Origin of the sequence: Pseudovibrio ascidiaceicola (assembly GCF_900114245.1) — a bacterium.
GTDB classification, from domain to species: Bacteria; Pseudomonadota; Alphaproteobacteria; order Rhizobiales; family Stappiaceae; genus Pseudovibrio; species Pseudovibrio ascidiaceicola.
Map to the genome: position 1 here is coordinate 35,403 of NZ_FOSK01000019.1, position 22,712 is coordinate 58,114.

A 22,712-nucleotide genomic window follows, 5' to 3' on the forward strand; every position below is an offset into this window, starting at 1 on the left:
GCCTTACGTTGGCTTTTCACCGTACAGCTTGATGGCCTTCACCTTGCCTGAAAGCTCATTGACTGCTTTGTCCAGCATTGCATCTGTCGAAAGCCCAAGCTGCCTCGCCAGTTCATCGAGTGCTGCGGGCAGTTCATCTTTAATGAGCTGTTTCAACACCGCATCCTCATAGGTCATACGATCCAGAACAGTCAGCGCAGTGAGACCGCTGTTTCCTGCAAACTCCAGATAAGCAGCTTCAGATACTGCGCCAGAAATACAGGCGGACAGAAGATCCTGATGCATATGTAGCCAGTTCGGTAAATCCTCCGCCAGCATGTCTGAGATAACCAGCTTTCCGCCCGGTTTGAGCACACGGTTGATCTCAGAGAACACTGCTGCTTTGTCGGCAGACAGGTTGATGACGCAGTTTGAGATGACCCAGTCCACGGACTGATCCGGGAACGGCAGGTGCTCGATAACTCCTTGATGGAGTTCAACATTGCGGAGGTCGTGTTGCTCGCAATTGCTTTTGGCGAGCGCGATCATATCCTCGCTGACATCAATGCCGATCACGCTGCCCGACGGCCCGGTTTTCTCGGCGGCGAGGATAAGATCCAGCCCGGCTCCAGATCCGAGATCGAGCACTGTCTCCCCTTCCTTTATCTGCGAGAAAGCCAGCGGATGGCCACAGCCAAAACTTGAGCCAAGCAAGTGCTCCGGAATCTCCTGGGCATCATAGTCAGGAGCCAAGGCTTGTTGGAACGTGTTCCTGCCTTTTCCGTCTGCAAGCTTCCCGGAGTAAAAGGCCGCGATGTTTGAGAGGTGCTCTGATTTCTTCTCTTGATCAGTCAATAGCATCACCTTCCTGATGCGTGTGCGAAGCACTTTGCTTAAGCCATATATGCTATGCGTTTTAGGCTGGGCGTAATCTTAGTTTATGCTGCAATGCAGGGGCAAACCTCATGGGGTGATAGATAAAACAAAGCGTTAAGCCGCAGCAGCTTTTCACTCAACATCATCCGAAAATCGCGTGGGCGTAAAGGCGTCGATACCTAAAGAAGGCGCTAGGTGTTTTGTGCGGGAGATGATCCGGGGACGCGCAGTGTTTGCGGGCTTGTTAGGCTGCTGTCAGCCACTTCCTTGCAAAGCAGCAGCGCGTGTCAGTCCGCGCAATCGGAGAGAGTTAGGCACTCCGATCGTAGCAAGGCCTGGTGAGGAGGTGGTATGTTGGATGAACCTTGCGATAAAGCTTAAGTTTAAGCTGAGCATGACAAGAGCCCGGAATCGACTGACCATCTTCTTCCGAGCTCTTATTAAAGTCATCTAGCGACGGGAATGGGGGGCGAGAGCCTCCCGTTCCTATCTGCCTTAATATAGACCTCAAAGCTTAAGGCTTCAACCATGGGTCTTGGCAGGGCAAATCAGCCGGTTGTCTCATCTGGCAGCAAGACTGCCATACGCTTGGTGAATTCTTCCCAGTTACGGGTGAAGCCGATCAGGGAGTAGTTCAGCGCCAGTTTTTTGCGATCATTGGTCTTGGTGACCACAATGGACATGGCCTTGCCGCGCTTGAGGAAGTTGACGATGGTCTTGTTGGCGTTAAATGCCGCCTCGCACCCGTCTGGTTGGCAGGTGATCAGCTTGGCGTCGAACAAGGCATCGTCGTCAATGCCAATCTGGATACCACTGGGGATGTGGATCCCGAGCGGCAGCTTGATAATAGCTGCATACACATCTGCTTCGAGTTTGCGAAACATGATGGAATTTACCAGCGCACCGTTCTCAAGCCGGATTTCAGCATAAACCTGACACAGGTCACTGCTGCATTTGACTGACCAATCCTCTTCATTGGAAGGCTCAGTGGTGCTGTACGCATTCACACCCTGAAAGAAAAAGAGCATTGCCGCTGTCAGCAGGATCCAGATTGGTTTCATGATCTACATCCTTGTTAGAAGGAGAAACCCAGACCAGCGCCAGCAGTGACGTTGTTGCTGAAGTCTGTGGCTACAGAAGCTGTAACAGCCATGTTCTCGGTTGGCAGGAAGGCCACTTTCAAAGCAGATGCTGCTTTGCCTTTGAAGTGCCCAAAACCACCGGAAACGGAGATGCCGTTTTTACCGCCCTGCAGAACCGGAGCGTTTGCAATCGCCACTGCCATCGCTACACCGCTGCGCAGCTCGTCTACATCATTTTCCAGTGACACGATGCGATCAGTGTTGGAGGAGATGTTTGCAGCATTGGTCGCGATGTTCTGCTCGTTTATGCCGATGCGGTTTGTGTTTGTAGCGATGTTACCTTCATTCACTTGGATACGGCCAGTATTGGAAGAGATGTTGGTCGCGTTTGTTGCGATATTTCCTTCATTCACACCAATACGGCTTGTGTTTGTCGTGATGTTGGCTTTGTTCTGGTCGATGGAGGCCAAGTTCACAGCAATCGCATGTTTGTTTGTTGTGATGTCTGCAACGTTAGTTTGGATGTTTTGAGCATTAAGCTCGTGGGCAGCTGTATTTGCGCTAATAGAAGTCTTGTTGTCTGCGATATCACCGGCGTTTGTACTGATATCATCAGCATTTTTGGTGATCCGCAGCTTCTCAGCCTCAAGCGCGCTTTGGTCAGCTTTGCTGTTGATCTTTGTTGCCAACGCAGAGCTGAGATCGGACTCGTCGACGGAGTCATTGATCTTGGCTTGAAGAGCGCTGCTCAGGTCTGACTCATTAATATCACTTATGGTTGCAGTGATACCTGTTGCAGTACCAGTCTGCCCAGAAGTGGTGGAACCATCTGCCAGACCGCCGTTTACGGTGCCGCCGTTGGTGGTCACGGTGCCGCTGGAAACAGTGATATCTGCAGAATGAGCGGTACTCACGCCTGCAATGAGGGCCACAATCGCAGCAGAAAGCTTCAAAGCGTTCATCTTTTTATGTCCTTTCAGAGGGGCATTACTTGCGTGTGCACTGCCCGGTCTAAAGTTTTCAGCTGTCACGTCATTTGCGTACACCTGAATTGAGGACGAGTTTATTAGTTCCGCAAAAACAATGGGTTGCAGATGGGGTGTATTCTAATACTCTCGATTTTCAGAGAGCATATGGCCCCTAATTTTTACCGGAGTGTCAAAAAGCACTGGTGTGAGGCTAGAGACCTTCCCTAAGGAAATTAGGGGTACCCCTAGGGTGAAAATATTAGAAAAATTTCAGCTGCGACTTGCATTGGTTAATATCTGTAAACTCTCGCAAAATTGCGGGAATTGAGGTGACTCTGAGGCATTTTTCAGAAATTGAACCTCATGAGTATATTTCATATAATTTTAATTGATAAAATTATGGAATAAATGTGGACAAGAAAAAACCCCGTGGTTTCAAACCGCGGGGTTCTTGTGTCTGAGCTTGTGAAGGGTTTTAGAACTCGCCACGCGCACTTGCAAACACGCCTTGAGTTCTAATGTCTTTGCTTGAGCAAACTCGCTGGATTTGACCGTAACCAATCAAGCGAGCTCCGCTCTTAGTGACCTTCTTTCAGCAGGCTCAGATCAGGTAGCTTGTGGGCGATGCCTTTGTGGCAATCGATACAGGTCTTTTCGCCAGTCACGAGGTATTTTTCGTGCTGCTCGGAAGCCCTCACACTCTGGCGTGTAAAGTCCATGGACTCTTCACTGTGACAATTACGGCACTCAAGAGAGTCATTGGCTTTAAAGCGAGCCCATTCATGGCTTGCCAGCTCAAGACGCTTGTCCTCGAATTTCTCCGGTGTGCTGATTGTACCGAAGATTTTGCCGTAAACTTCCTTGGATGCCTGAATCTTACGGGCAACCTTAGAGGTCCAGTTGTGAGGTACGTGGCAATCAGGGCAAGTCGCACGCACACCAGACCGGTTGGTATAGTGAATGGTGGTCTTGAGTTCCTGATAGACAGTGTTTTCCATCTCGTGACATCCAATACAGAACTCTTCTGTGTTGGTGACTTCCAGGGCGGTGTTGAAACCACCCCAGAAGATGATGCCAGCGACAAACCCGCCAAGTGTCAAAAAGCCAAGGCTGTAATGGACACTAGGTTTGCGGATAACCTGCCAGAACCGTTTGATAGCTGAAAACATACGGTGTGCTCCTACTTACCGGCCTTGCCTTCGAGCACGTCATCAACGTCAACGAAGGTGTTCTCAACCAGTGGCTTGGCTTCGGTCTGAGGCACATGACACTGGGTGCAGAAGAAACGGCGAGGGGATACAGACGCCAGGAACTGATTATCACGGTTCATAAAGTGCGTGATAGAGATCATTGGTGCCTGAGACTTTTCAATTGCCGTACGGCTGTGACAAGTCATGCATTTGTTCAGGCGCTTGTCGATCTGGTAGCCGTCGATCTTGTGAGGGATCAATGGTGGCTGCTCAGGGTAGTTACGCACCTGACGCTCGTCGGAGTTCACGACTTTCGGGATCCGCGGTGCGGCATCCTGAGTCAGGATGTCCGCGTTGCGCATTTCGGAGATGGTGTCAGCAGCAAAAGAGCTTGCTCCACCAAAGACAGACACAGCGATAAGGCTGGCTACAAGGAGTTTCAGAAGTTTCATGGCGTACCTCACACGGCTACGATCTTGACCGCGCACTTCTTATAGTCGGTCTGTTTTGAAAGAGGATCTGTTGCATCCAGTGTCACCTTGTTGATGAGCTGGCTTGCATCAAAGAACGGCACGAACACGAGGCCTTTTGGCGGCTTGTTACGGCCACGGGTCTCGATGCGTGTTGTGATTTCACCGCGACGGGAAACAACGCGCACTTCAGAACCACGACGCAGACCTTTTGCTTTTGCATCGTCAGGATGCATGTAGCACAGAGCATCTGGAACAGCTTTGTACAGCTCAGGAACGCGCTGGGTCATGGAACCAGTGTGCCAGTGTTCAATCACACGGCCTGTGCAGAGCCAGAAATCGTATTCTTCATCCGGGCTTTCTGCTGGCGGCTCGTAAGGAAGCGCGAAGATGCGTGCCTTGCCGTCTTTATGACCGTAGAACTCGTAGCCCTTGCCTTCGCCAACGTATGGGTCAGACCCTTCGCGGAAGCGCCACTGAGTTTCTTTGCCATTCACAACAGGCCAACGCAGGCCACGTTCTTCGTGGTAACGCTCGAACGGTGCCAGATCGTGACCATGGTCACGGCCAAAGGCTGCGTATTCTTCGAACAGACCTTTTTGAATGTAGAAGCCGAAGTCGTTGGACTCGTCGTTCTTGTACTCATCGCTGGTTTCAGAAAGCGGGAACTTGTCGACGTTGCCGTTTGCGAACAGGATGTCGAACAGAGTTTTGCCGCGTACTTCTGGCTGCTTTGCGATCAGTTCTTCAGGCCAAACTTCTTCAACTTTGAAGCGTTTGGAAAACTCAACGGTCTGCCAAAGATCAGACTTTGCATCACCCGGAGCGGAAACCAACTGATGCCAGAACTGAGTACGACGTTCTGCGTTACCGTAAGCACCTTCTTTTTCTACCCACATTGCTGTTGGCAGAATAAGGTCAGCAGCCATTGCGGACACTGTTGGGTACGGATCGGAAACAACGATGAAGTTATCTGGATTTCTCCAACCTGGGTAGATCTCTTCAACAACGTTAGGGCCAGCCTGCATGTTGTTGGTGACCTGGGTCCAGTAGAAGTTCAGCTTGCCGTCTTTGAGCATACGGGACTGCAGAACAGCATGGTAACCTGGCTTTGCCGGGATAGTGCCGTCTGGCAGCTTCCAGATTTTCTCAGCGTATTTACGGTGATCCGGGTTCTTCACAACCATGTCTGCTGGCAGACGGTGTGCGAAGGTACCAACTTCACGTGCAGTACCGCAAGCAGATGGCTGACCGGTCAGTGAGAACGGACCACAACCTGGCTTGGAGATTTTGCCGGTGAGAAGGTGGATGTTGTAGAACATCTGGTTGACCCAAACGCCGCGGGTATGCTGGTTTGCACCCATGGTCCAGAGGGACATAACCTTTTTGTCTGGATCAGCGTAAAGCTTTGCCAGTTCCAGCAGACGGTTTGCAGGAACACCAGACATCTTCTCAGCATACTCGAGAGTGTATGGCTTAACGAACTCTGCATACTCTTCGAAGCTGATTTCTTTAGAACCACCAGCTTTGTCAGCGTTTTTAGCTGCTTGCTGCAGTGGGTGCTCAGGGCGCAGGCCGTAACCGATGTCCTGATTGCCAAGGCGGAAGTTGGTGTGCTTGCTAACGAAGTCCATGTCCACGGCTTCGTTCTCGATGATGTAGTTTGCGATGAAGTTCGCAATCACGAGATCGGTCTGTGGAGTGAAGACCATTGGGATGTCAGCAAGGTCAAAGCTGCGGTGCTGGTATGTAGAAAGAACAGCAACTTTTACATCTGGGTTAGACAGACGGCGATCAGCAAGACGGGTCCAAAGAACCGGGTGCATCTCAGCCATGTTGGAACCCCAGAGCACGAATGCGTCTGCGTTCTCAAAATCGTCGTAACAACCCATTGGCTCATCAATGCCGAAGGTCCGCATGAATGCGCCCACAGCAGATGCCATGCAGTGACGTGCGTTCGGGTCAATGGTGTTGGAGCGGAAGCCAGCTTTCCAGAGCTTTGCAGCTGCATAGCCTTCCCAAACAGTCCACTGGCCTGAGCCGAACATGCCAACCGCGTAAGGGCCGTTCTTCTTCATGGCTTCTTTTGCTTTAACAGCCATGATGTCGAAAGCTTCGTCCCAGGATACTGGCTCGAACTCGCCTTCTTTGTCGTACTTGCCGTCGGTTTTACGCAGCAGCGGCTGCTCAAGACGGTCTTTGCCGTACATGATCTTGGAAAGGAAGTAACCTTTCACACAGTTCAGACCCTTGTTAACCGGGCTCTGAGCATCACCATGTGTTGCAACAACGCGGTCATTCTTGGTCGCAACCATGATGGAACAACCAGTACCGCAGAAACGGCAAGCAGCTTTGGACCATTTCAGGTCTGTTTTGCTTGCATCCGTTACAATGTTTGCTGCCTGCGCCGGAAGGCTTGCCCCGGCTGCGGCAGTTGCCGCTGCAACAGCCTGCGCCTTAATGACAGCGCGTCTTGTTAGTTTAATCATGAGCAAGTCCCCTCGGGTTGCATGTCACCCTGATCAGAAATCACAATTGAATTGAGGTCGGTGGTGTCGGTTTGGTGGAAGATGAGCGAAGCGGTAACCACGCCATCTAACTGCTGCATGTCACTCAAAGCGTTCGCAAGGTCGCGTTCGCTCGGTGTTTCCAGCGTCACAATTATCTTTGTTGAGTCAGATACTTCTGTAATTTCAGCAGAAGGTATCTGTTCAATCGCAGCGCATATCTGCTCTCGCTTGGCAGGCTCGGCCTGGAGCAGCACACTTGAAATGTGCCAGACCCCGGCTTCTTCTTCGCGCTCTACGGTTGTTGCATTACGCATTTGCTAAACTTTCTCGGCTCTGGTCGTTCATAGCGATCGCATCTACGGGGCAGGAAATGAGACAAGCTCCGCAGCCGTTGCATTGGTTTGCATCCAGCTGAATTTTTCCTGTAGGCGCGACACGCATATCGAACCGGAGGGCTCTTGGATCGCAGCTATCGGTGCAGGTCTGGCAGGAAACGCCCTTTTCAAGCAGACATGCCCCTTGCTGAATTTCTGCTGTGAGCCTCCAGGGTGCCGCAGTCAGATCAAACAGATCTTCTTCTGGGCACGCTTTTGCGCACTCTTCGCAGAACGTGCATTCTCCAACGCCGGTTTTGAGGTAAGGCCGATTATCCGCGCTGAACAAAATTACTTCCGGGCAGGCTTTGACACATTCAAAGCAACCGGTGCATTTGTCTTCAATCCGCTGTTCCGTTGTCCAAGGCGGACGAACCGGGGTCACCACCTCTGGGGTAGCGCTTAAGCGGGTGAAGAATGCTCTGCGGGATAAGTTGGCCACGACTACCTCTTAGAAGGACGGTGGGCCAAACAGGATCTGCGACATCCAGATAAGGAAGCCGTATCCGCCAACAGCTGCAGTCATCAGAACTGGCGCAAGAACAACTGCCAGAAACAAGAATGCTGCTCTCTCGCGGCCTTTACTCACTGCTGGAGCGGTGGTCTGGGTATTTTGGCTTAAGCCAGCCATGTGCGTACTCCGTACTAACAGCCGCCTCTTGCAGCTATTGATTGGAGCAGACACCGTAACGTTATACGTGCCCGCTCGTACGCGCAGGAACCTAGAGTAAATGTAAAAAGCACAAATTGAGTGCAATCAATTCCGGATTAGTAGATTTTTTCTCTTTGAGATATCGCAATATATAAGTGCATTCTGCATTTCTAATATATAATTTATATTAGAATATTCAAATATAATGAAATTTAATACTTAAGTGATCGCTTATATATATTTAACGCCGAAATTCTGCTGATTCACAGTAGCTTAACTAGCAGATTTCGTTAGGGCAGTCCTTAACAAAACACGGCCTCCGCTAGGGGAGGCCGTGTCGTAAGGTCCGTTTAGGCCTTTTCTAGAGGAAAACCCTCATGTTTTCTATCTTTGTCATTCTCTGGGGATTTTTCTAAAATCGCCAGTTTTTCCTCTGCTTCCAGAGCCTCTTTTCGCTCCAATTGCGCATATTCCAATGCCTTATCGCGTTTGCCGAAGAGAAATACGCGAATATCTTCCGCAATTGCGACCAGTACTGGAATCAGGATCAAAGTAATAAGTGTCCCGAAAATTTCCCCGTATGCCAGAGAGACCGCCGCCGGGATCAGGTATCTGGCCTGCTCTGAGGTTTCGCTCATGAGCGGCATTAGACCCGCGACTGTGGTTGCCGTTGTCAGGAAGATCGCCTGGAAGCGATCCATGCCACTGCGCTCCGTTGCCTCGATATGTTCTACACCATCCTCACGCAGGTGAAGGTAGTGTGTGACCATGACGAGAGAGTCGTTGACGATCACACCGATCAGCGCCAGCAGGCCGAAGATCGACATCATGCTGAACGGGATGCCCATAATGGCATGGCCGAGGATTGCCCCGACCACTCCAAACGGAACCACGGACATGATGATCAACGGCTTGAAGTAGGACTTTAGCGGGATCGCCAACAGGACAAAGATGAGGAAACAGGTGATGAGAAGGGCGCGGTTCATATTCCCCTTAACTTCACCCATTTCCTCCAGCTCGCCACCCTGCTTAATTTTAACGCCGGGATACTTCTGTTGTAGTTGGGGCACAACGGAGGTGAAGATATCCTGACCCAGCTCAGCAGGAGCAACGATCTGTTTATTGATGTCAGCTTCGATTGTGGCGACCTGATCGCCGTTTCTGCGGTACACGTATCCGGGTACATAGCGTGCTTCGATATTGGCAACTGATTGCAGTGTGACCCAGTTGTCGTTGGCACCGCGCAGGCGGGACTGCAAAAGGTCCTCAATGGCATCACGAGCATCCAGCGTGTTGCGAACAATCACGCGAACCTCTGAGTCACCACGCTGGATGCGCTGTGCCTCCCCGCCACCAAACTGGTGCGCCACCTGACTTGCCAGTCGCTCCGGCGTAAAGCCAAGATGACGAGCTTCTGGTTTCAGTGTCAGGCGAAGTTCTGGCTGACCTGCTTTGAACGTGTCGCGCAGGTTGTTGACACCGGCTCGTTTACCAAGTTCTGCCATGAGCTCTTCACTCGCCAGCTGCAACTGCTCAGAATTTTCGCCAAACAAACGGATCTTGAACCCGCCACCGATCGCTTCAAAGCCCGAGAAGGTGAGTTTGGAAACACCTTCCAAAGTGCCGGTACGGTCCTGCCAGTCGCGCAGAATGTCACCTGTCTTTGCATCCCCGCGCTCGTCCAACGGGCGCAGCTCTGCATAGATGGTGGCATTTGTGCTGTCGGATACGATGCGGAAGATGTTCTGGAACACACCGCCCACGTCCGGCTGTTGCTCGGCATATTGCCGGTCAACAGCACTTGCGATGTTTTCAATCGTGGAGATGTTGCTCTGTGTCAGCTCAAATGGTGCACGTGGGTCCATCTCCATGTTCACCACGATGTACTGACCGGGAATTTCCGGAAAGAACACAGAGTGGATTTTGCCCTTCCACATCAGGCCGAACACAAGCACTGCTGCAGATATGAAGCCAACCAGAACCGCATATCGCTGTCGGATAGCCCATCTAAGCACCGGGAAATAGACCGTATCACGGAACCAGAACAAGCCACCGCGAGTCACGCCCTGCACCTTGCCCCAGCTGCGGGAGAAGATGTTCTGCTTCTTCTCTTCCAAGGAGATGTATGCGAGGTGAGCGGGCAGAATGAACTTGCTCTCGAACAGCGAGAACAACAGCGCCAGAATAACAATGCCTGAGAAGCTGCCGAGGATCTTACCCAGCTCACTGTTCATCAGAAGCATTGGGAAGAATGCCGCTGTTGTTGTCAGTACGCCAAATATCGTCGCAACGGCTACTTTGTGTACGCCCGCAGCCGTGCCTTTGCGTGGGTCTGCATAGCGTTTGCGCTGCTCAAAGACACTTTCACCGACCACGACTGCATCATCGACAAGAATGCCGAGCGCGATGATGAGACCGAATGTTGTGATGTCGTTGAGCGAATAATCCACCCAGCCAGTCGTCGCCACAGCAAATGCACCAGCTAATGAGATTGGAATACCCATGGCGACCCAGAAGGCCAGCTTCATGTTGAGGAACAGCGACAGGATCAACACCACCAAAGCCAGCCCCTGAAATGCGTTGGAGCTGAGAAGAGTCAGGCGATCCTCGATGTAATCACTGGAGTTGCCCCAAATTCCCACCTGTACGCCAGTCGGCAGCGTTATGCGGAAGTCAGCTATGATGGCCTGCACATCCTCTGAGACATTAATAAGGTTGTCTTTGCGGCCAATCAGAACTTCCAGCCCAACGGACTCTTTGCCGTTGAAGCGTGCTTCCATATCAATGTCAGCAAAGGCGTCTTCCACCTTGGCAATATCGCCAAGAGTGGTTGTGGTGCCGTCTTCCCACTCGATGATCGGAATGCGTTCAAAGTCGGCTTTATAATAGGCCTGTGTATCTGCTCGCAAAGAGATGTAGCCGCTCTCTGTCTTCAGCGTTCCGCCATAGAAGTAAAGAGAAGACTCGCGGATGCGGTTCATGACCTGCTCAGGGGTCAGGTTTAGACGTTCCAGCGTGTACGGTTCTAAACCGATCTTGATCTGCTCGGTCTGCAAACCCCATTGCTTGAGACGGGAAACCTCCGGGCTGGCCAGCAGCTTGTTGCGCAGTTGGCGGGCTATGCGTTGCAGGGTTTTGAAATCCGCATCGCCGTAGACCTGCACAAACATGGCTGGCATATCCATGCTCTCTTTTTCAATGACAGGCCGTTCTGCTTTCTTGGGCAGATTGTAGATGCCATCAATTTTCAAGCGGATGTCATCCAGCAGGGTGGATAGCTTGGTATCGCTTGTCTTTTGGACGGAAACAACAGACGAGCCCGGCTGTGAAATTGAGCTGATGTTTTTGACGCCGCTCAGGCCTTCCAATGCTTTTTCTACTTTGCGGGTGATTTGCTTATCAACCTGCTCGGTGTAGCCGTTGGGTAGTTCCGTCGTGATGGTCACAGTATCCGCAGGCAGCTTGGGAAAGCCCTCGATGCGGATGTTCATGAGAGAAGACACCCCGACAATCAGGATGAACGCCATGATGAGGTTTGCTGCGACCGGGTTGCGAATAAACCAGTTTGTGAGCCAGGCCATGTGCTAGTGCCCCGCTGGTGTTGGGGCAACATGCTGACCGGGTAAGAACGCGGCCATTGGCAGCTGAACAACGCGCTTCTCATCAAGGTCTTGCAGTTCATTCGGCATCTTCACAATGATATCTGTATCATCACGGAAAACGACGGAAGCCTCAAAGCGTTGCAACTCGTCCTTGTTGTTTAGGAACCAGACGAACCCTTCCTGTGTGAGTGCAGTTGCAGGCAATTTCAGGCTGTCGTTGACTGTTTTGCTTTGCAGTTCAACTGTAACGAACTCGCCCGGCAGAACAGAGGTTTCAGGTGATTTCACGATTTCGAGGAAGAGTTGATAACGGCGCGATTTAGGATCAAGGAAGCCACCACCGCGCTGGATCTTTGCAATCCCGACCAGTTCCTTGTTGGCATTATAAATCTTAGCCGGAAATTCCTGCCACGCCTTTTCCAGCAGGTTCCATTGGGTCTGGTCAAGAGAGACCGTAATATCCAGTTGCTCAGCGTCCAGCAGGGTGAACAGCGTATCTCCGACAGAGATGCTCTGTCCGATACTCGCATGGCGTTTGGTGACGAAGCCGCTGAAAGGAGCTTTGATGGTGGTCGCGTTCACATCATACCGCGCGACTTTCACCTTCTGAACGGCGGCCTCCAGCGCCTTTTCTGCAACGCGCAGCTCCGGAATGTGAACAGCCATTTCCGGCGGATCTTCCTTCGGATTCACTGCACGCCAGTTTTTCAGCGCGAGCACATGCTTGTTCTGCTTTTTCTTCAGATTGAATTCTGCAGTTGATTGCTGGTATTTGGCGTCTTCCAGTTGGGCGTCATAAGTGTGCTTTTCCAGCTGCGCCATCGGCTCGTTCTTGGAGACTTTCTTGCCTTCAAGTGCTTGAGGAGCAACGGACAACAGTTTGCCAGAGACCTGAGCCTTTAGATCAGCAGTCCAGCGTGGGCGGACTTCAGCAAAAACAGAAATATGGCCGGTGTTATCGCTTGCCTGTGCAGTCACATAGCTCACCACAGGCAGAACAACTTCATTTTCTCCGATGTCGACATCACTTGTGTCTTCCAGCGAAAGAACATAGGTACCGACAGTTCCCAGTAGCACCAATGCTGCTGACAACCACACAATCCGTTTGGACATTCAGTGCTCCTGAGCAATACGTTTCATAGAGGCAAGTTTCAGAGTTTGGTGAAGGCCTACGGAATGCCCGATTATCGCTGAGTGAATGCCTCGTAATCATCTCTGATCTTGATTTGTGAGACGATTGTGTATCATAATGAATATATGTGAGACAAGTACGTCTCATAAAATGAGGGTAAAATAGTGTTGCGTGATAAAAGGGCTGTTAAGTCCCGCAGGGCCCTGATCGAAGCCGGGTTGGCTGAATTGCCAGAAAATCCAATGGCTTCACTAACGGAAATCGCAGAGATAGCCGGGATTGGTCGCGCCACGCTGTACCGACACTTTGCCTCTCGGGAAGCGTTGATTGAAGAAGTCCTGAAGGTCAGCTTTGAGGACATTATTCAGGCGCTGACGCCTATGGAGAAAGAAGGTCTTCGCGGGAAACAAGCGATGATGCGGGCTGTTGAGCTGATGCTTCCACTCGCGGACCGGTTGCGTTTTCTCTCCTCTTTCTGGCTGGATGGGGAGCGTGTGCTGAGTAAGGATCCACGCTATGCCTTTATGGAAAAAGAAACAATCATCACGGTTGAGCAAGCCAAAGAAGACGGCGATATTCGCAAGGAGCTGCCAACGCGGTGGGTGATGAACACCTACGATGCGCTCATCTTCTCAGCATGGGATATGATCGTGAAAGAAAAGGCGGATATCCATGAGGTCACGGCTTTGCTTATGACGACCTTCTTTGACGGTGTTGGACCAAAACCCTCCAAAACTCAGGAGTGATCAAGCCGCGCATCGCGTTGTGGCGCGCGTTTGAAAGGGCCGGTGGCCGTTGCAATCAGCTGATCATTCTCGTCAAACAACTCCGCCTCGGCAAAGAGTGTTGATTTGCCGCCTCCAGTTACTTTGCCTTTTGCAACTAATCGTTTGCAGATGGCTGGCGCGAGGAAGTTGACGGTGAGAGACAGCGTTACGAACGGTTGTTTACCTGTGGGATCCACCGTTGCACTGCAAGATCCACCGCAGGCATTATCCAACAACATGGTCACAATCGCCCCATGTACCACTCCACTGCGATTGGCAAACCGGGCATCAATATCCAACGCACAGATTGCCGTGCCTTCCTTTGGGAAAAGCTCCAGCTCATATCCGATAAACCGCTGAAATTCGGTCTCATCGCGAATGGATATGGAATTGTCGGTGTTGGATGAGTATGTCACGGCTGCCTAGCCCCTCCCACAGGTGCAAGGCATATCAATAACTTACTACTCCCAAGAAATCCATTTGGCCTTCTGGCTACGGTGTCAGCATTTCCATGCGCTTGTGGAATGCGTTCCAGTTACGGGTGAAGCCGATCAGGGAGTAATTGAGAGCCAGCTGCTTCCGGTCACCTGCCTTGCGCACGAGGATCGACATCTTGTCTCCCCGCTTCAGAAAATCCACCACCGTCTGGTTTGCAGTAAAGGCAGCTTCGCAGCCATCAGGATTGCAGGTGATCAGCTTGGCTTGAATGATCGCGGCTTCGTCAATGCCAATGTTGATGCCACTTGGGATGTGAATACCGAGGGGTAGCTTCAAAATGCCTGCATACGTGGTGGCGTTGAGTTTGCGAAACGCGATGTTGTTAAACAAGGTTCCGTTTTGAAGCCGGATCTCCGCGTACATCTGGCATTGTTGTCGGCTGCATTGAACGGACCATTCTTCTTTTGCCTGAGCTGAGGAAGGTGCGAGAACACCCCCGCCATGGAAAACCATGGCGAAGGCAACGAAGAAAAATGAAAGAAGTCGGCTCATGTGCCTCTCCTTGAAAACTTAGAATGAGAAACCGAGACCCGCGCCAGCGGCGACGTTGTCGTCAAAGTCGGTTGCGACGGAGGCGGTGATCGCCATGTTGTCCATTGGCATGAAGGCAGCTTTCATAGAACCTGCAGACTTGCCTTTGAAGTGACCGAAACCACCGGATAGAGACAGGCCGTTGTAACCGCCCTGAATGATCGGTGCGTTGGCAATTGCGATTGCCATGGCAACACCGGACTGCAGCTCATCAACGTCCTCTTCCAATGAAACGATGCGGGAGCTGTTGTCAGAAATAGCTGCGCTGTTGGCAGTAATACGCTCAGCATTGCTGTTGACTGCTGCCACAACACTGTTACGGGCTGTGCCAGTAAAGGTAGAGTTCAGATCAGCCAGAGAGCCAACCTTCTCGTTCAGCTTAGTCACAGCCGAAACGACGGTGGTATCTGCCGGAGTTGGTGCCTGCAGATCGCTTGGCAGTGTGCTGATGTCGCCAATCTTAGCATCTACCGCGTTGAAGGATGCCAGAATGCCATTCGCCAGACCTTCGCCGCTTTCCAATGCCTGAGCCGTTGCGCGGCCAGATGCATTGGCGCCATTGGCCGTGGTGAAGGTGCTGTAGTTCTCGTGTGGCAACTGCTCCGCCGCGTAGTTGTCTACTGCAGTATCAAGCGTACCCAGGTCTGCCGCCATATTTGCAGGCAGAGCGCCGCTCGTGAAATCACCCGCCACTGGATCTGTTGGAGCATCCATGGTGATCTCTTCGCCAGCAGCTGCTTTTGCCTCAACGTGGTCCAGATAGGCTTTCCACTCGGTTTTGGCTGTTGTGCCATCTTTGAGCGCAGCCTCAATATCGCGGACTTCCTCCAAAGGCGTGCCTGTGTTGTTCTTCAGCGGATCTTTAACACCATCAGAGATTGCCGCAGGTGCTGTTGTCTGCACTGTTCCAAACAGGGTCTGAAAGTCGGAAATAGTTTGGCTGTTACTAGCAATATCTGCAGCGTTACCTTTGATTTCATTTGCGAAAATGCGATCAACGTCTGCGCTGTCGGCAATGCCGGTTAGCGATGCCTCATCAAAAGCTGTTGTAGCGTTGTCTGACGAGCCTGTGTAATGAGTGACCACATTGCTGCCATCTGTGGTGATAGTAATTGTGCCTGCGTGTGCCATGCCTGCACTCGCCAGCAAGGCGACCAAAGCACATGAATATTTGAGATGAGTCATAGTATAAACCCTGTTTTAAACAATAGAAACTGAGCTAAATACTGCTGCCGGGAACTGTGTAATTGGCATGCAGAAATTGTTCTGTCGCATCAGGCGAGCAGTTGTTTGTATGCAATTTGTGTTTGTGTGAAAGAAGCCCGTGATCAATTGGCTTCATCATGTGCTTACTTATATTCTCTGGGACTCTCGAAGAATATTAGTGAAACTGAGCCCGTAATATTTAAAGGGATTATATTTGAGGAATAAGAAGCCCGAGATATCTGGGTTTTTATTGGCGTGATCCTGCAGGAATTGTCTGCAGGCCAGTGCGTTCCCTCTTTTCTGGTCCGCCTGAATCTAGGGGGTATAGCTGACAATAACTAAGGGAAGCAGGTTCGGGTCCCTGGCATTGCGCGTAAAAAGGCAAATAAAAACCCCGCCTCATAAAGAGACGGGGCTTTTTGAGTGTGCGAGCGCCACATGAACATGTGCCCTATGTGGGGCCTATTATTATTTTTGTTCGTTCTTATTGTTTTTATTTGGCTCTAAATGGCTTCACCTATGGCAAAGCCGCTTAGATTAGTCGCTCGCAGGAAAATTTTTCTGCACGTTGTCCAGATCGAGGACGGTTGGCAGAGAGGCCTCGTTGCCGAGGAACTGAATGGCGTGTGCGGAAGCCGCACGAGCCAGTTTGAAATGGTCTTCCCAGGTTCCCTGAGGGTCCGCCAGGTAGCCGTAAACATAAGCGCCGTGGAAGGTATCACCCGCACCGTTGGTGTCGATGACGCGTTCTTTTGGCACTTTCAGAGCTGGCAGACGCTTGATCGGGCACTTGTCTTCGTACCACAGCAGGCCTTTTTCGCCCTGAGTGACACCGCCGACCTTCACGCCTTTGGCACGCAGGTATTCCAGTGTGTCTTCCGGGGATTTTTCCAGCTGTTCACAGAACAACTCAGAAACGATGGCTACATCAATGTAGTCGAGCAGTTCCTCGGTGTTCTCACGAACAGCACCACCATCCAGAGACGTCAGGATGCCATGCTTGCGGCACAACTTTGCGTAATGCAGAGCAGCGTGTGGGATGTGACCGTCTACGTGCAGCGCCTGGCAACCTGCGAGGTTAAGTTCAGGAACCGGATGCAGGAAGTCATTGTCGCGACAGCGTACGATGGCACGTTTGCCGTCCTTAGGCATGATGAAGGAGAGGGAGCTTTCCTTTACCTTAGCGCCGTGGATCGGAATGGAATACTTGGCCGCCATATCGCGGAACATGCGAGACAGCCAGTCGTCTGCCATGGAGCACAGCAGGTCAGGTGAGATGCCCAGCTTTGCGCAGACGAAAGCCGCGGTGACAGCGTTGCCACCAAAGCTGACAGCGTAATCCTGCGCAATTGCCTTCTCATCACCTTCCGGCATGGTCTCTGACAAAAAGGTCACGTCAATATAGGACTGGCCAATAAATAGCGCTTTCATCCTGTACTCCATTAAAATCCAGGCCACACCCCCAACGTGTGGCCTGTGAGGTCATTCTTACTGCGCCAGGGATTTACCTGTGCTGCGAAGGTCTTCAAAGGCTTCTGTCAAACGAGTGACAATTCCTTTTTCACCTTCACGCAGCAATTTGCGCGGATCGTAGACCTTCTTATAAGGGACACCGGTCTCTGGGTCGATCTGGTGTTTGAACGCATTTGGCGTTTCGAACACATAAGCGCCCGCCTGTTCGGAGAATGCGAACTGGGTATCGGTGTCGATGTTCATTTTGAACACACCGTAGCCCAGGCTTTCTGCGATTTTTGCTTTTTCAGAGCCGGAACCACCGTGGAACACGAGTGGCAGTGGGTTTTCACCCAGATCGTGGGTTTCGCGAACCAGTTTCTGGCTTTCACGAAGAATCTCAGGGCGCAGCTTCACGTTGCCTGGTTTGTAAACGCCGTGCACGTTGCCGAAGGATGCTGCCACAGAGAAGTGACCCAGTGGGTCGAGGCGGTTGTACGCTTCCAGTACGTCTTCTGGCTGGGTGTACAGTTTCGGGTTGTCAGATCCGATGTCGTCGTCGGAGCCAACGCCGTCTTCTTCACCACCGGTGCAGCCGAGTTCGATCTCAAGGCTCATCTGCAGTGGAGCCATACGCTTCAGCAGGCGCTCACTTTCAGACAGGTTGTCTTCCAGAGTTTCCTCGGAAAGGTCCAGCATGTGAGAAGTAAAGAGTGGACGGCCATTTGCACGGAAGTAGTCTTCACCGTGCGAGATAAGAGCTTCCAGCCAAGGCACCAGCTTACGGTTTGCGTGGTCTGTGTGGAGCACTACGCAAACACCGTAGTGTTTTGCCAGCAGGTGCACGTGTTGGGCTGCGGAAACCGCGCCAAGAACACGGGCCTGGAAGCTATCCGGCATGGCTGCTCCAGCATAGAACTGTGCGCCGCCGTTTGAGAGCTGTACGATTACGTCGGATTTGTTGGCTGCTGCAGCTTCGAGCACTGCGTTGATTGAGTTGGAGCCAACTACGTTTACTGCTGGAAGAGCGTACTGCCCTTCACGTGCTGCCTGAATGAGGGTTTTGTATTCTTCGCCAAAAATGACGCCTGGACGCAGCTTCGTCACCTTAAAGGTCTCCCGATCGCATGTTGAGTGAGTAAAAAGCGAAGCCCGGGAGGAGGGAACGCTGTCTAAAACAGCAGGGAACGGACTTCGCTTTTACTCATGTGGTTCGGTTGTTACGTACCAGCTAAAAGGGGGTATAGCTGGCAGTAAGGCCCCGAATTAGGTTTGCCGAGGGTGGCGGCAAACCTTGCAGGTGAAAAACTTTTCACCGGGTGCAAAAAGATTTGAAGGGAAAGTGCATCGAAACGCGTTGGAATGAAATAAGTAGGAATACGTAGCTGATGCAATCGCACGAAAGCGTGGTTTGACCACGTTATAACGATTTAAAGTTCCCTCAAATGACAAATCACAAACTAACTGAGGGGAACGTGCGGGTTAGTTGCAATATTATGAGTACCAAAGCGCTTTTGCGAGACATATATCAGTATTACCTCGAGTAATAGGTATTGAACCCCATGACAGATTGTCGCCGAATATTGTGCGCTTAAGGGGAAAACCCGGGTGATTTTTCGGTTTTGCAGGCATTTTGCCGGGACACTACAGAAAAACCACCCGAATTGACGATTAGGTCAACTTGGTGAGTCGCTTACTTTACTCGTTTAAACGACTCGTATTCTCCGCGTGTCTGCAAAGATAATGTGACAGGGCTGTTAGTTCTGTTGCGCCAGAACCAGCCATGGTTGCCATCAAATGCTGCTGTAATCTGTCCTTCATCTTGTGGCACACCGCGCCCTTTCACGTAGGAGATGGAGCGGCCTCCACCATCGCCGTGTGTGTCGAAGTTCAATGTGCCTCCGTTTGCCGTCCAGCGAAACGCTGCGCTCTTGCCTGCTTTCATCACCAGCTTCACCTCAACACCCTGACCGGGATCAAGTTGAATGGTGGTCTGATCGTTTTTGATGGCAGGTGTTGGGGCAACGGGTTGAGGCGCGGGTACCGCAGCAACAGTTTTCGCTGGTGCTACGGCTTTTGCCTCAACTTGGCGGGACGTGGCAGTCACACGTTCGCGCAACTGCTGTTTCAGCATCACCTCAGCCAGTTTACGTTCAATTTCGTCAACGCGGTTGGTCAGTTCCGGTGAAGTGGTTGCCACTGGTTGGGTGGAGGTTGTCGATGCAGGAGCTGCAGTCGCAGCTGCATCGGCTGCACTTTCCTCTGCCAGCTGGGTTTTGATCTCACCCATCTCTGTCAGGCCCAGAATACGGCCCATGCCGGTGGCATCTATTCCGTATTCAGAGGGTAGGATAACTACGACAAGAAGGGCCAAAGCAGACAACGCTGCGATAATGGTGGAGCGTTTCAGCTGCGCGGAAGTTGGTAGCTCAGAGCGCTTTGGTGGAGTTGTATTATGCATAGTGCCTCACATTAAAAAGATAGAATGAGGCCCGTGAGCTGGTATCCTACCAACGCAAAGCCTGCCGTCATCATGGTGGTGTTCAGGGAATAGGCGTAGCGCCAGAAGGTCTGCGTGCGCCGCCAATAGCCCATGACAATGAGAATGCCGCTCAAGGCCAGTAACTGACCCAGCTCGACGCCCACATTAAAAGCGATGAGGTTGGGCACCAGACCATCCGGTGAGATCTCGTATTCGAGGATCTTGGTGGACAGCCCAAAGCCATGAAAGAACCCGAAGACCAGTGTGGTGAGGCGGGTGTTGGGCTGATACTTAAACCAGACCCGGAAGGCTCCCATATTATCAAGCGCTTTATAGACCACTGAGAAACCAATGATGGCGTCAATGATGTAGGCATTGATGCCAATGTTGAAGTAGACCCCGAGCAACATCGTGGTGGAGTGACCGATCGCAAACAAGCTCACATAAACGCCGATGTCTTTGGTCTTGTAGAGGAAGAACACGATCCCAAGCAGGAACAGGATGTGATCGTACCCCGTGACCATGTGCTTGGCCCCCAGATACATGAAGGGGATGATGTTGATCCCGGAGATCTCTTGAATATAGCCCTTGTCACCGGTCGCGATGCCATGGGCCGCTGCGGGCAAAGTGAGTGCCAGCAATAGGATGTAGGAAAGCAGCAGCAAACGCGCGGGCGTCCACCGCTCAGCGCCTGCGCGCTGAAGAGGAAATGTCATGGAAAATCCAACTGTAGTTTATAGGATTGGCGCTACAGAAGGAATGGTCGGGGAGGGCGTTCCAGCCGTGAGGAAAGGTCAAACCGCAGGTTTTTGACAGGCTGGGCGGCGGGCTTGCCAACCTCAGCGGAAATCAGAAGACGCGTGAAACCCGCTTCAGCGGGAGCTTCGTGAGAATGATCAGCAGAATTATGCCCGTGCAGGTGTCCGGAGACTTGCAAGGAATCTTCAAACCCGTCGTGGCTATGGCCTGCTTCTTGTTCATGCGTGTCCGCAACCACATGCTGCTGATAGGTGGTTTGCGCCAGTGCTGCCAGGTCATGTGATGGCGTGGAACGGCCCATGACGGAGAACACGAGCATCAAAACGATGCACGTGAGCAGGGCAGATCTCAGCAATGTCATTAGACGAAACGGCATGCAGCTGTCGCTCAACTCTCAAACAAGGAATGGCGCTGAATAGTCAGAGGACTATGGCAATACCATGGACCTTGGCGAAGAAAAAGACAGGAAACTCAAGTGCCTTGGAAAACCCCAGCCACTGCGATAGCTTACCGCTGTTTCCCGTATTAATCACCTAACTGACGTTGTATGCATAGGGAGTATTACTGACTCGCGCTTCAGTTCTTGTGTTTGGTGATGATGCAAGAGCGCATGTAGATGAGCGTGCAGGCCCTTCCTTATCTCTAGACGTCAGCCGGGATCCGATGAGCAAACCTAACATTCTGATATTTATGGTCGATCAGCTGAACGGAACTCTGTTTCCTGATGGCCCGGCTGATTGGCTCCACGCGCCGAACCTGAAGAAACTGGCGGAGCGCTCGACTCGTTTTAAAAATGCCTACACGGCGTCTCCGCTTTGTGCTCCGGGGCGGGCTTCGTTTATGTCAGGCCAGTTGCCGAGTGCGACTGGTGTTTATGATAATGCAGCAGAGTTTGCATCCTCCTTACCGACCTACGCGCATCACCTGCGCCGGGCGGGTTATCAGACTTGTTTGTCGGGTAAGATGCACTTTGTTGGCCCTGATCAGCTTCACGGGTTTGAAGAACGGTTGACCACTGACGTCTATCCGCCTGATTTTGGCTGGACGCCAGATTACCGCAAGCCCGGGGAGCGGATTGACTGGTGGTATCACAACATGGGGTCAGTGACTGGATCAGGTACTGCCGAGATCACCAATCAGCTGGAATATGATGATGAGGTTGCCTACCACGCCACGCGTAAGGTGTACGATCTGGCGCGGGGCAATGATGAGCGGCCATGGTGCCTGACGGTATCGTTCACCCATCCCCATGACCCTTATGTGGCACGGAAGAAATACTGGGATCTCTATGAGGACTGTGAGCATCTTCTGCCGCAGGTCCCTGCGATGCCTTACGAGGACCATGATGCGCATTCAAAGCGCATCTTTGATGCCAATGACTGGCGCTCCTTTGATATCAAAGAGGAAGATATCCGCCGGTCTCGCCGCGCATATTTCGCGAATATCTCTTACATTGACGACAAAATCGGCGAGGTCATGACCGCGCTGGAGAGCACGCGGCAAGAGGCGATTATCCTGTTCGTTTCGGATCATGGCGATATGCTGGGTGAGCGCGGTTTGTGGTTCAAGATGTCGTTCTTCGAAGGGTCAGCGCGTGTGCCGCTAATGATTTCAGCCCCACAAATGGAAGCTAGGTTGGTCACCACACCCGTCAGCAACATTGATGTGTGCCCGACTTTGTGTGACTTGGCTGGCATCAGTATGGCAGAGGTGATGCCGTGGACCACTGGAGAAACGCTGGTTGGACTGGGTCAGGGGGGAACGCGCACTTCTCCCGTTGCGATGGAATATGCTGCAGAAGCTTCTTATGCACCTATGGTGTCACTGCGAGAAGGCCATTGGAAGTTCAATAAATGCCTGTTGGATGAAGATCAGTTGTTCGATCTGGAAGCTGACCCGCATGAGCTTCACAATCTGGCTCAAAACCCTGAATATCAGAGGGTCACAGACGAGTTCCGTACAAAAGCCGCTGCGCGTTGGGATCTGGAGCGTTTTGATGAGGATGTCCGTGCCAGTCAGGCGCGCAGGTGGGTTGTGTATGAAGCGCTTCGTCAGGGCGGGCACTACCCTTGGGATTACCAGCCCCTGCAAAAAGCATCTGAACGCTACATGCGCAACCACATGGATCTGAATGTCCTGGAAGAAAGCCAGCGGTATCCGCGGGGGGAATGACTTCGGCGCT

General features: G+C 51.9%; 21 protein-coding genes. 2 read left to right on the forward strand and 19 right to left on the reverse strand.

Annotation, left to right across the window (positions count from 1 at the left end):
- Positions 1–3 precede the first annotated feature (3 nt).
- The 11 genes from BM231_RS24940 to BM231_RS24990 form a co-directional block, all read right to left on the reverse strand.
- A complete protein-coding gene (locus BM231_RS24940) occupies positions 4–834 on the reverse strand; it encodes a methyltransferase domain-containing protein (RefSeq protein ID WP_093523963.1) in 831 nt (276 codons plus the stop codon).
- 569 nt (positions 835–1,403) lie between these two features.
- Positions 1,404–1,916, reverse strand: a complete 513-nt coding sequence (locus BM231_RS24945) for an invasion associated locus B family protein (protein ID WP_082596641.1) — start codon at positions 1,914–1,916, stop codon at positions 1,404–1,406.
- A gap of 14 nt (positions 1,917–1,930) precedes the next feature.
- Positions 1,931–2,899, reverse strand: a complete 969-nt coding sequence (locus tag BM231_RS24950) for a YadA C-terminal domain-containing protein (protein ID WP_093523889.1) — start codon at positions 2,897–2,899, stop codon at positions 1,931–1,933.
- 584 nt (positions 2,900–3,483) lie between these two features.
- Positions 3,484–4,074, reverse strand: a complete 591-nt coding sequence (locus BM231_RS24955; RefSeq protein ID WP_093523891.1) for a cytochrome c3 family protein — start codon at positions 4,072–4,074, stop codon at positions 3,484–3,486.
- 11 nt (positions 4,075–4,085) lie between these two features.
- Positions 4,086–4,547, reverse strand: a complete 462-nt coding sequence (locus tag BM231_RS24960) for a nitrate reductase cytochrome c-type subunit (protein WP_093523893.1) — start codon at positions 4,545–4,547, stop codon at positions 4,086–4,088.
- Positions 4,548–4,555: 8 nt separating this feature from the next.
- Positions 4,556–7,054, reverse strand: coding sequence for a nitrate reductase catalytic subunit NapA (napA, locus tag BM231_RS24965; protein WP_093523895.1), 2,499 nt, complete (start codon positions 7,052–7,054; stop codon positions 4,556–4,558).
- Positions 7,051–7,389, reverse strand: a complete 339-nt coding sequence (locus BM231_RS24970; RefSeq protein ID WP_063287882.1) for a chaperone NapD — start codon at positions 7,387–7,389, stop codon at positions 7,051–7,053. The genes napA and BM231_RS24970 overlap by 4 nt, the downstream gene beginning before the upstream one ends.
- On the reverse strand, positions 7,382–7,891 hold the full coding sequence (gene napF / locus BM231_RS24975) for a ferredoxin-type protein NapF (RefSeq protein WP_093523897.1): 510 nt from the start codon (positions 7,889–7,891) through the stop codon (positions 7,382–7,384). Before napF ends, BM231_RS24970 begins: the two co-directional genes overlap by 8 nt.
- 9 nt (positions 7,892–7,900) lie before the next feature.
- Positions 7,901–8,080 (reverse strand): periplasmic nitrate reductase, NapE protein, encoded by a 180-nt coding sequence (gene napE, locus BM231_RS24980; protein WP_093523899.1) that lies wholly within the window; start codon positions 8,078–8,080, stop codon positions 7,901–7,903.
- A gap of 371 nt (positions 8,081–8,451) precedes the next feature.
- On the reverse strand, positions 8,452–11,682 hold the full coding sequence (locus BM231_RS24985) for an efflux RND transporter permease subunit (RefSeq protein WP_093523901.1): 3,231 nt from the start codon (positions 11,680–11,682) through the stop codon (positions 8,452–8,454).
- A 3-nt stretch (positions 11,683–11,685) separates the two neighbouring features.
- On the reverse strand, positions 11,686–12,816 hold the full coding sequence (locus BM231_RS24990) for an efflux RND transporter periplasmic adaptor subunit (RefSeq protein WP_093523903.1): 1,131 nt from the start codon (positions 12,814–12,816) through the stop codon (positions 11,686–11,688).
- Positions 12,817–12,999: 183 nt separating this feature from the next.
- Here BM231_RS24990 and BM231_RS24995 point away from each other — a divergent pair, with 183 nt between their 5' ends.
- Complete coding sequence (locus tag BM231_RS24995; protein WP_244527211.1) at positions 13,000–13,581, forward strand: TetR/AcrR family transcriptional regulator; 582 nt, start codon at positions 13,000–13,002, stop codon at positions 13,579–13,581.
- Here BM231_RS24995 and BM231_RS25000 read toward each other — a convergent pair.
- The 8 genes from BM231_RS25000 to BM231_RS25035 form a co-directional block, all read right to left on the reverse strand.
- Complete coding sequence (locus BM231_RS25000; protein WP_093523907.1) at positions 13,572–14,018, reverse strand: PaaI family thioesterase; 447 nt, start codon at positions 14,016–14,018, stop codon at positions 13,572–13,574. The two genes, BM231_RS24995 and BM231_RS25000, sit on opposite strands and share 10 nt — an antisense overlap.
- A gap of 76 nt (positions 14,019–14,094) precedes the next feature.
- Positions 14,095–14,592 (reverse strand): invasion associated locus B family protein, encoded by a 498-nt coding sequence (locus BM231_RS25005; RefSeq protein WP_208860638.1) that lies wholly within the window; start codon positions 14,590–14,592, stop codon positions 14,095–14,097.
- Positions 14,593–14,610: 18 nt separating this feature from the next.
- Positions 14,611–15,816 carry a YadA C-terminal domain-containing protein gene (locus tag BM231_RS25010; RefSeq protein WP_093523909.1) on the reverse strand — a complete coding sequence of 402 codons (1,206 nt, stop codon included), beginning with the start codon at positions 15,814–15,816 and terminating at the stop codon, positions 14,611–14,613.
- A 558-nt stretch (positions 15,817–16,374) separates the two neighbouring features.
- Entirely contained in the window at positions 16,375–17,268 is an 894-nt protein-coding gene (locus BM231_RS25015; protein ID WP_063292963.1) for a sugar kinase, read from the reverse strand.
- A 57-nt stretch (positions 17,269–17,325) separates the two neighbouring features.
- Positions 17,326–18,396, reverse strand: a complete 1,071-nt coding sequence (gene fbaA / locus BM231_RS25020; RefSeq protein ID WP_093523911.1) for a class II fructose-bisphosphate aldolase — start codon at positions 18,394–18,396, stop codon at positions 17,326–17,328.
- A 586-nt stretch (positions 18,397–18,982) separates the two neighbouring features.
- Positions 18,983–19,750 (reverse strand): hypothetical protein, encoded by a 768-nt coding sequence (locus BM231_RS25025; RefSeq protein ID WP_093523913.1) that lies wholly within the window; start codon positions 19,748–19,750, stop codon positions 18,983–18,985.
- A gap of 11 nt (positions 19,751–19,761) precedes the next feature.
- The gene (locus BM231_RS25030; RefSeq protein WP_093523915.1) at positions 19,762–20,487 is read right to left on the reverse strand and encodes a HupE/UreJ family protein; all 726 of its coding nucleotides are present in this window, start codon (positions 20,485–20,487) and stop codon (positions 19,762–19,764) included.
- 32 nt (positions 20,488–20,519) lie between these two features.
- Positions 20,520–20,906: a hypothetical protein gene (locus tag BM231_RS25035; protein WP_208860639.1), complete on the reverse strand. Its 387-nt coding sequence runs from the start codon at positions 20,904–20,906 to the stop codon at positions 20,520–20,522.
- Positions 20,907–21,193: 287 nt separating this feature from the next.
- On the opposite strand from BM231_RS25035, the gene betC reads away from it, so the two are divergent.
- Positions 21,194–22,702 (forward strand): choline-sulfatase, encoded by a 1,509-nt coding sequence (betC, locus tag BM231_RS25040; RefSeq protein ID WP_093523965.1) that lies wholly within the window; start codon positions 21,194–21,196, stop codon positions 22,700–22,702.
- Positions 22,703–22,712 lie beyond the last annotated feature (10 nt).

Bases quoted from the DNA above. Each gene is read 5' to 3' on its own strand.
- BM231_RS24945 (WP_082596641.1), bottom strand. From the start codon at position 1,916: ATGAAACCAATCTGGATCCTGCTGACAGCGGCAATGCTCTTTTTCTTT.
- BM231_RS24950 (WP_093523889.1), bottom strand. From the start codon at position 2,899: ATGAACGCTTTGAAGCTTTCTGCTGCGATTGTGGCCCTCATTGCAGGC.
- BM231_RS24955 (WP_093523891.1), bottom strand. From the start codon at position 4,074: ATGTTTTCAGCTATCAAACGGTTCTGGCAGGTTATCCGCAAACCTAGT.
- BM231_RS24960 (WP_093523893.1), bottom strand. From the start codon at position 4,547: ATGAAACTTCTGAAACTCCTTGTAGCCAGCCTTATCGCTGTGTCTGTC.
- napA (WP_093523895.1), bottom strand. From the start codon at position 7,054: ATGATTAAACTAACAAGACGCGCTGTCATTAAGGCGCAGGCTGTTGCA.
- BM231_RS24970 (WP_063287882.1), bottom strand. From the start codon at position 7,389: ATGCGTAATGCAACAACCGTAGAGCGCGAAGAAGAAGCCGGGGTCTGG.
- napE (WP_093523899.1), bottom strand. From the start codon at position 8,080: ATGGCTGGCTTAAGCCAAAATACCCAGACCACCGCTCCAGCAGTGAGT.
- BM231_RS24985 (WP_093523901.1), bottom strand. From the start codon at position 11,682: ATGGCCTGGCTCACAAACTGGTTTATTCGCAACCCGGTCGCAGCAAAC.
- BM231_RS24990 (WP_093523903.1), bottom strand. From the start codon at position 12,816: ATGTCCAAACGGATTGTGTGGTTGTCAGCAGCATTGGTGCTACTGGGA.
- BM231_RS25005 (WP_208860638.1), bottom strand. From the start codon at position 14,592: ATGAGCCGACTTCTTTCATTTTTCTTCGTTGCCTTCGCCATGGTTTTC.
- BM231_RS25010 (WP_093523909.1), bottom strand. From the start codon at position 15,816: ATGACTCATCTCAAATATTCATGTGCTTTGGTCGCCTTGCTGGCGAGT.
- BM231_RS25015 (WP_063292963.1), bottom strand. From the start codon at position 17,268: ATGAAAGCGCTATTTATTGGCCAGTCCTATATTGACGTGACCTTTTTG.
- BM231_RS25025 (WP_093523913.1), bottom strand. From the start codon at position 19,750: ATGCATAATACAACTCCACCAAAGCGCTCTGAGCTACCAACTTCCGCG.
- BM231_RS25030 (WP_093523915.1), bottom strand. From the start codon at position 20,487: ATGACATTTCCTCTTCAGCGCGCAGGCGCTGAGCGGTGGACGCCCGCG.
- BM231_RS25035 (WP_208860639.1), bottom strand. From the start codon at position 20,906: ATGCCGTTTCGTCTAATGACATTGCTGAGATCTGCCCTGCTCACGTGC.
- betC (WP_093523965.1), top strand. From the start codon at position 21,194: ATGAGCAAACCTAACATTCTGATATTTATGGTCGATCAGCTGAACGGA.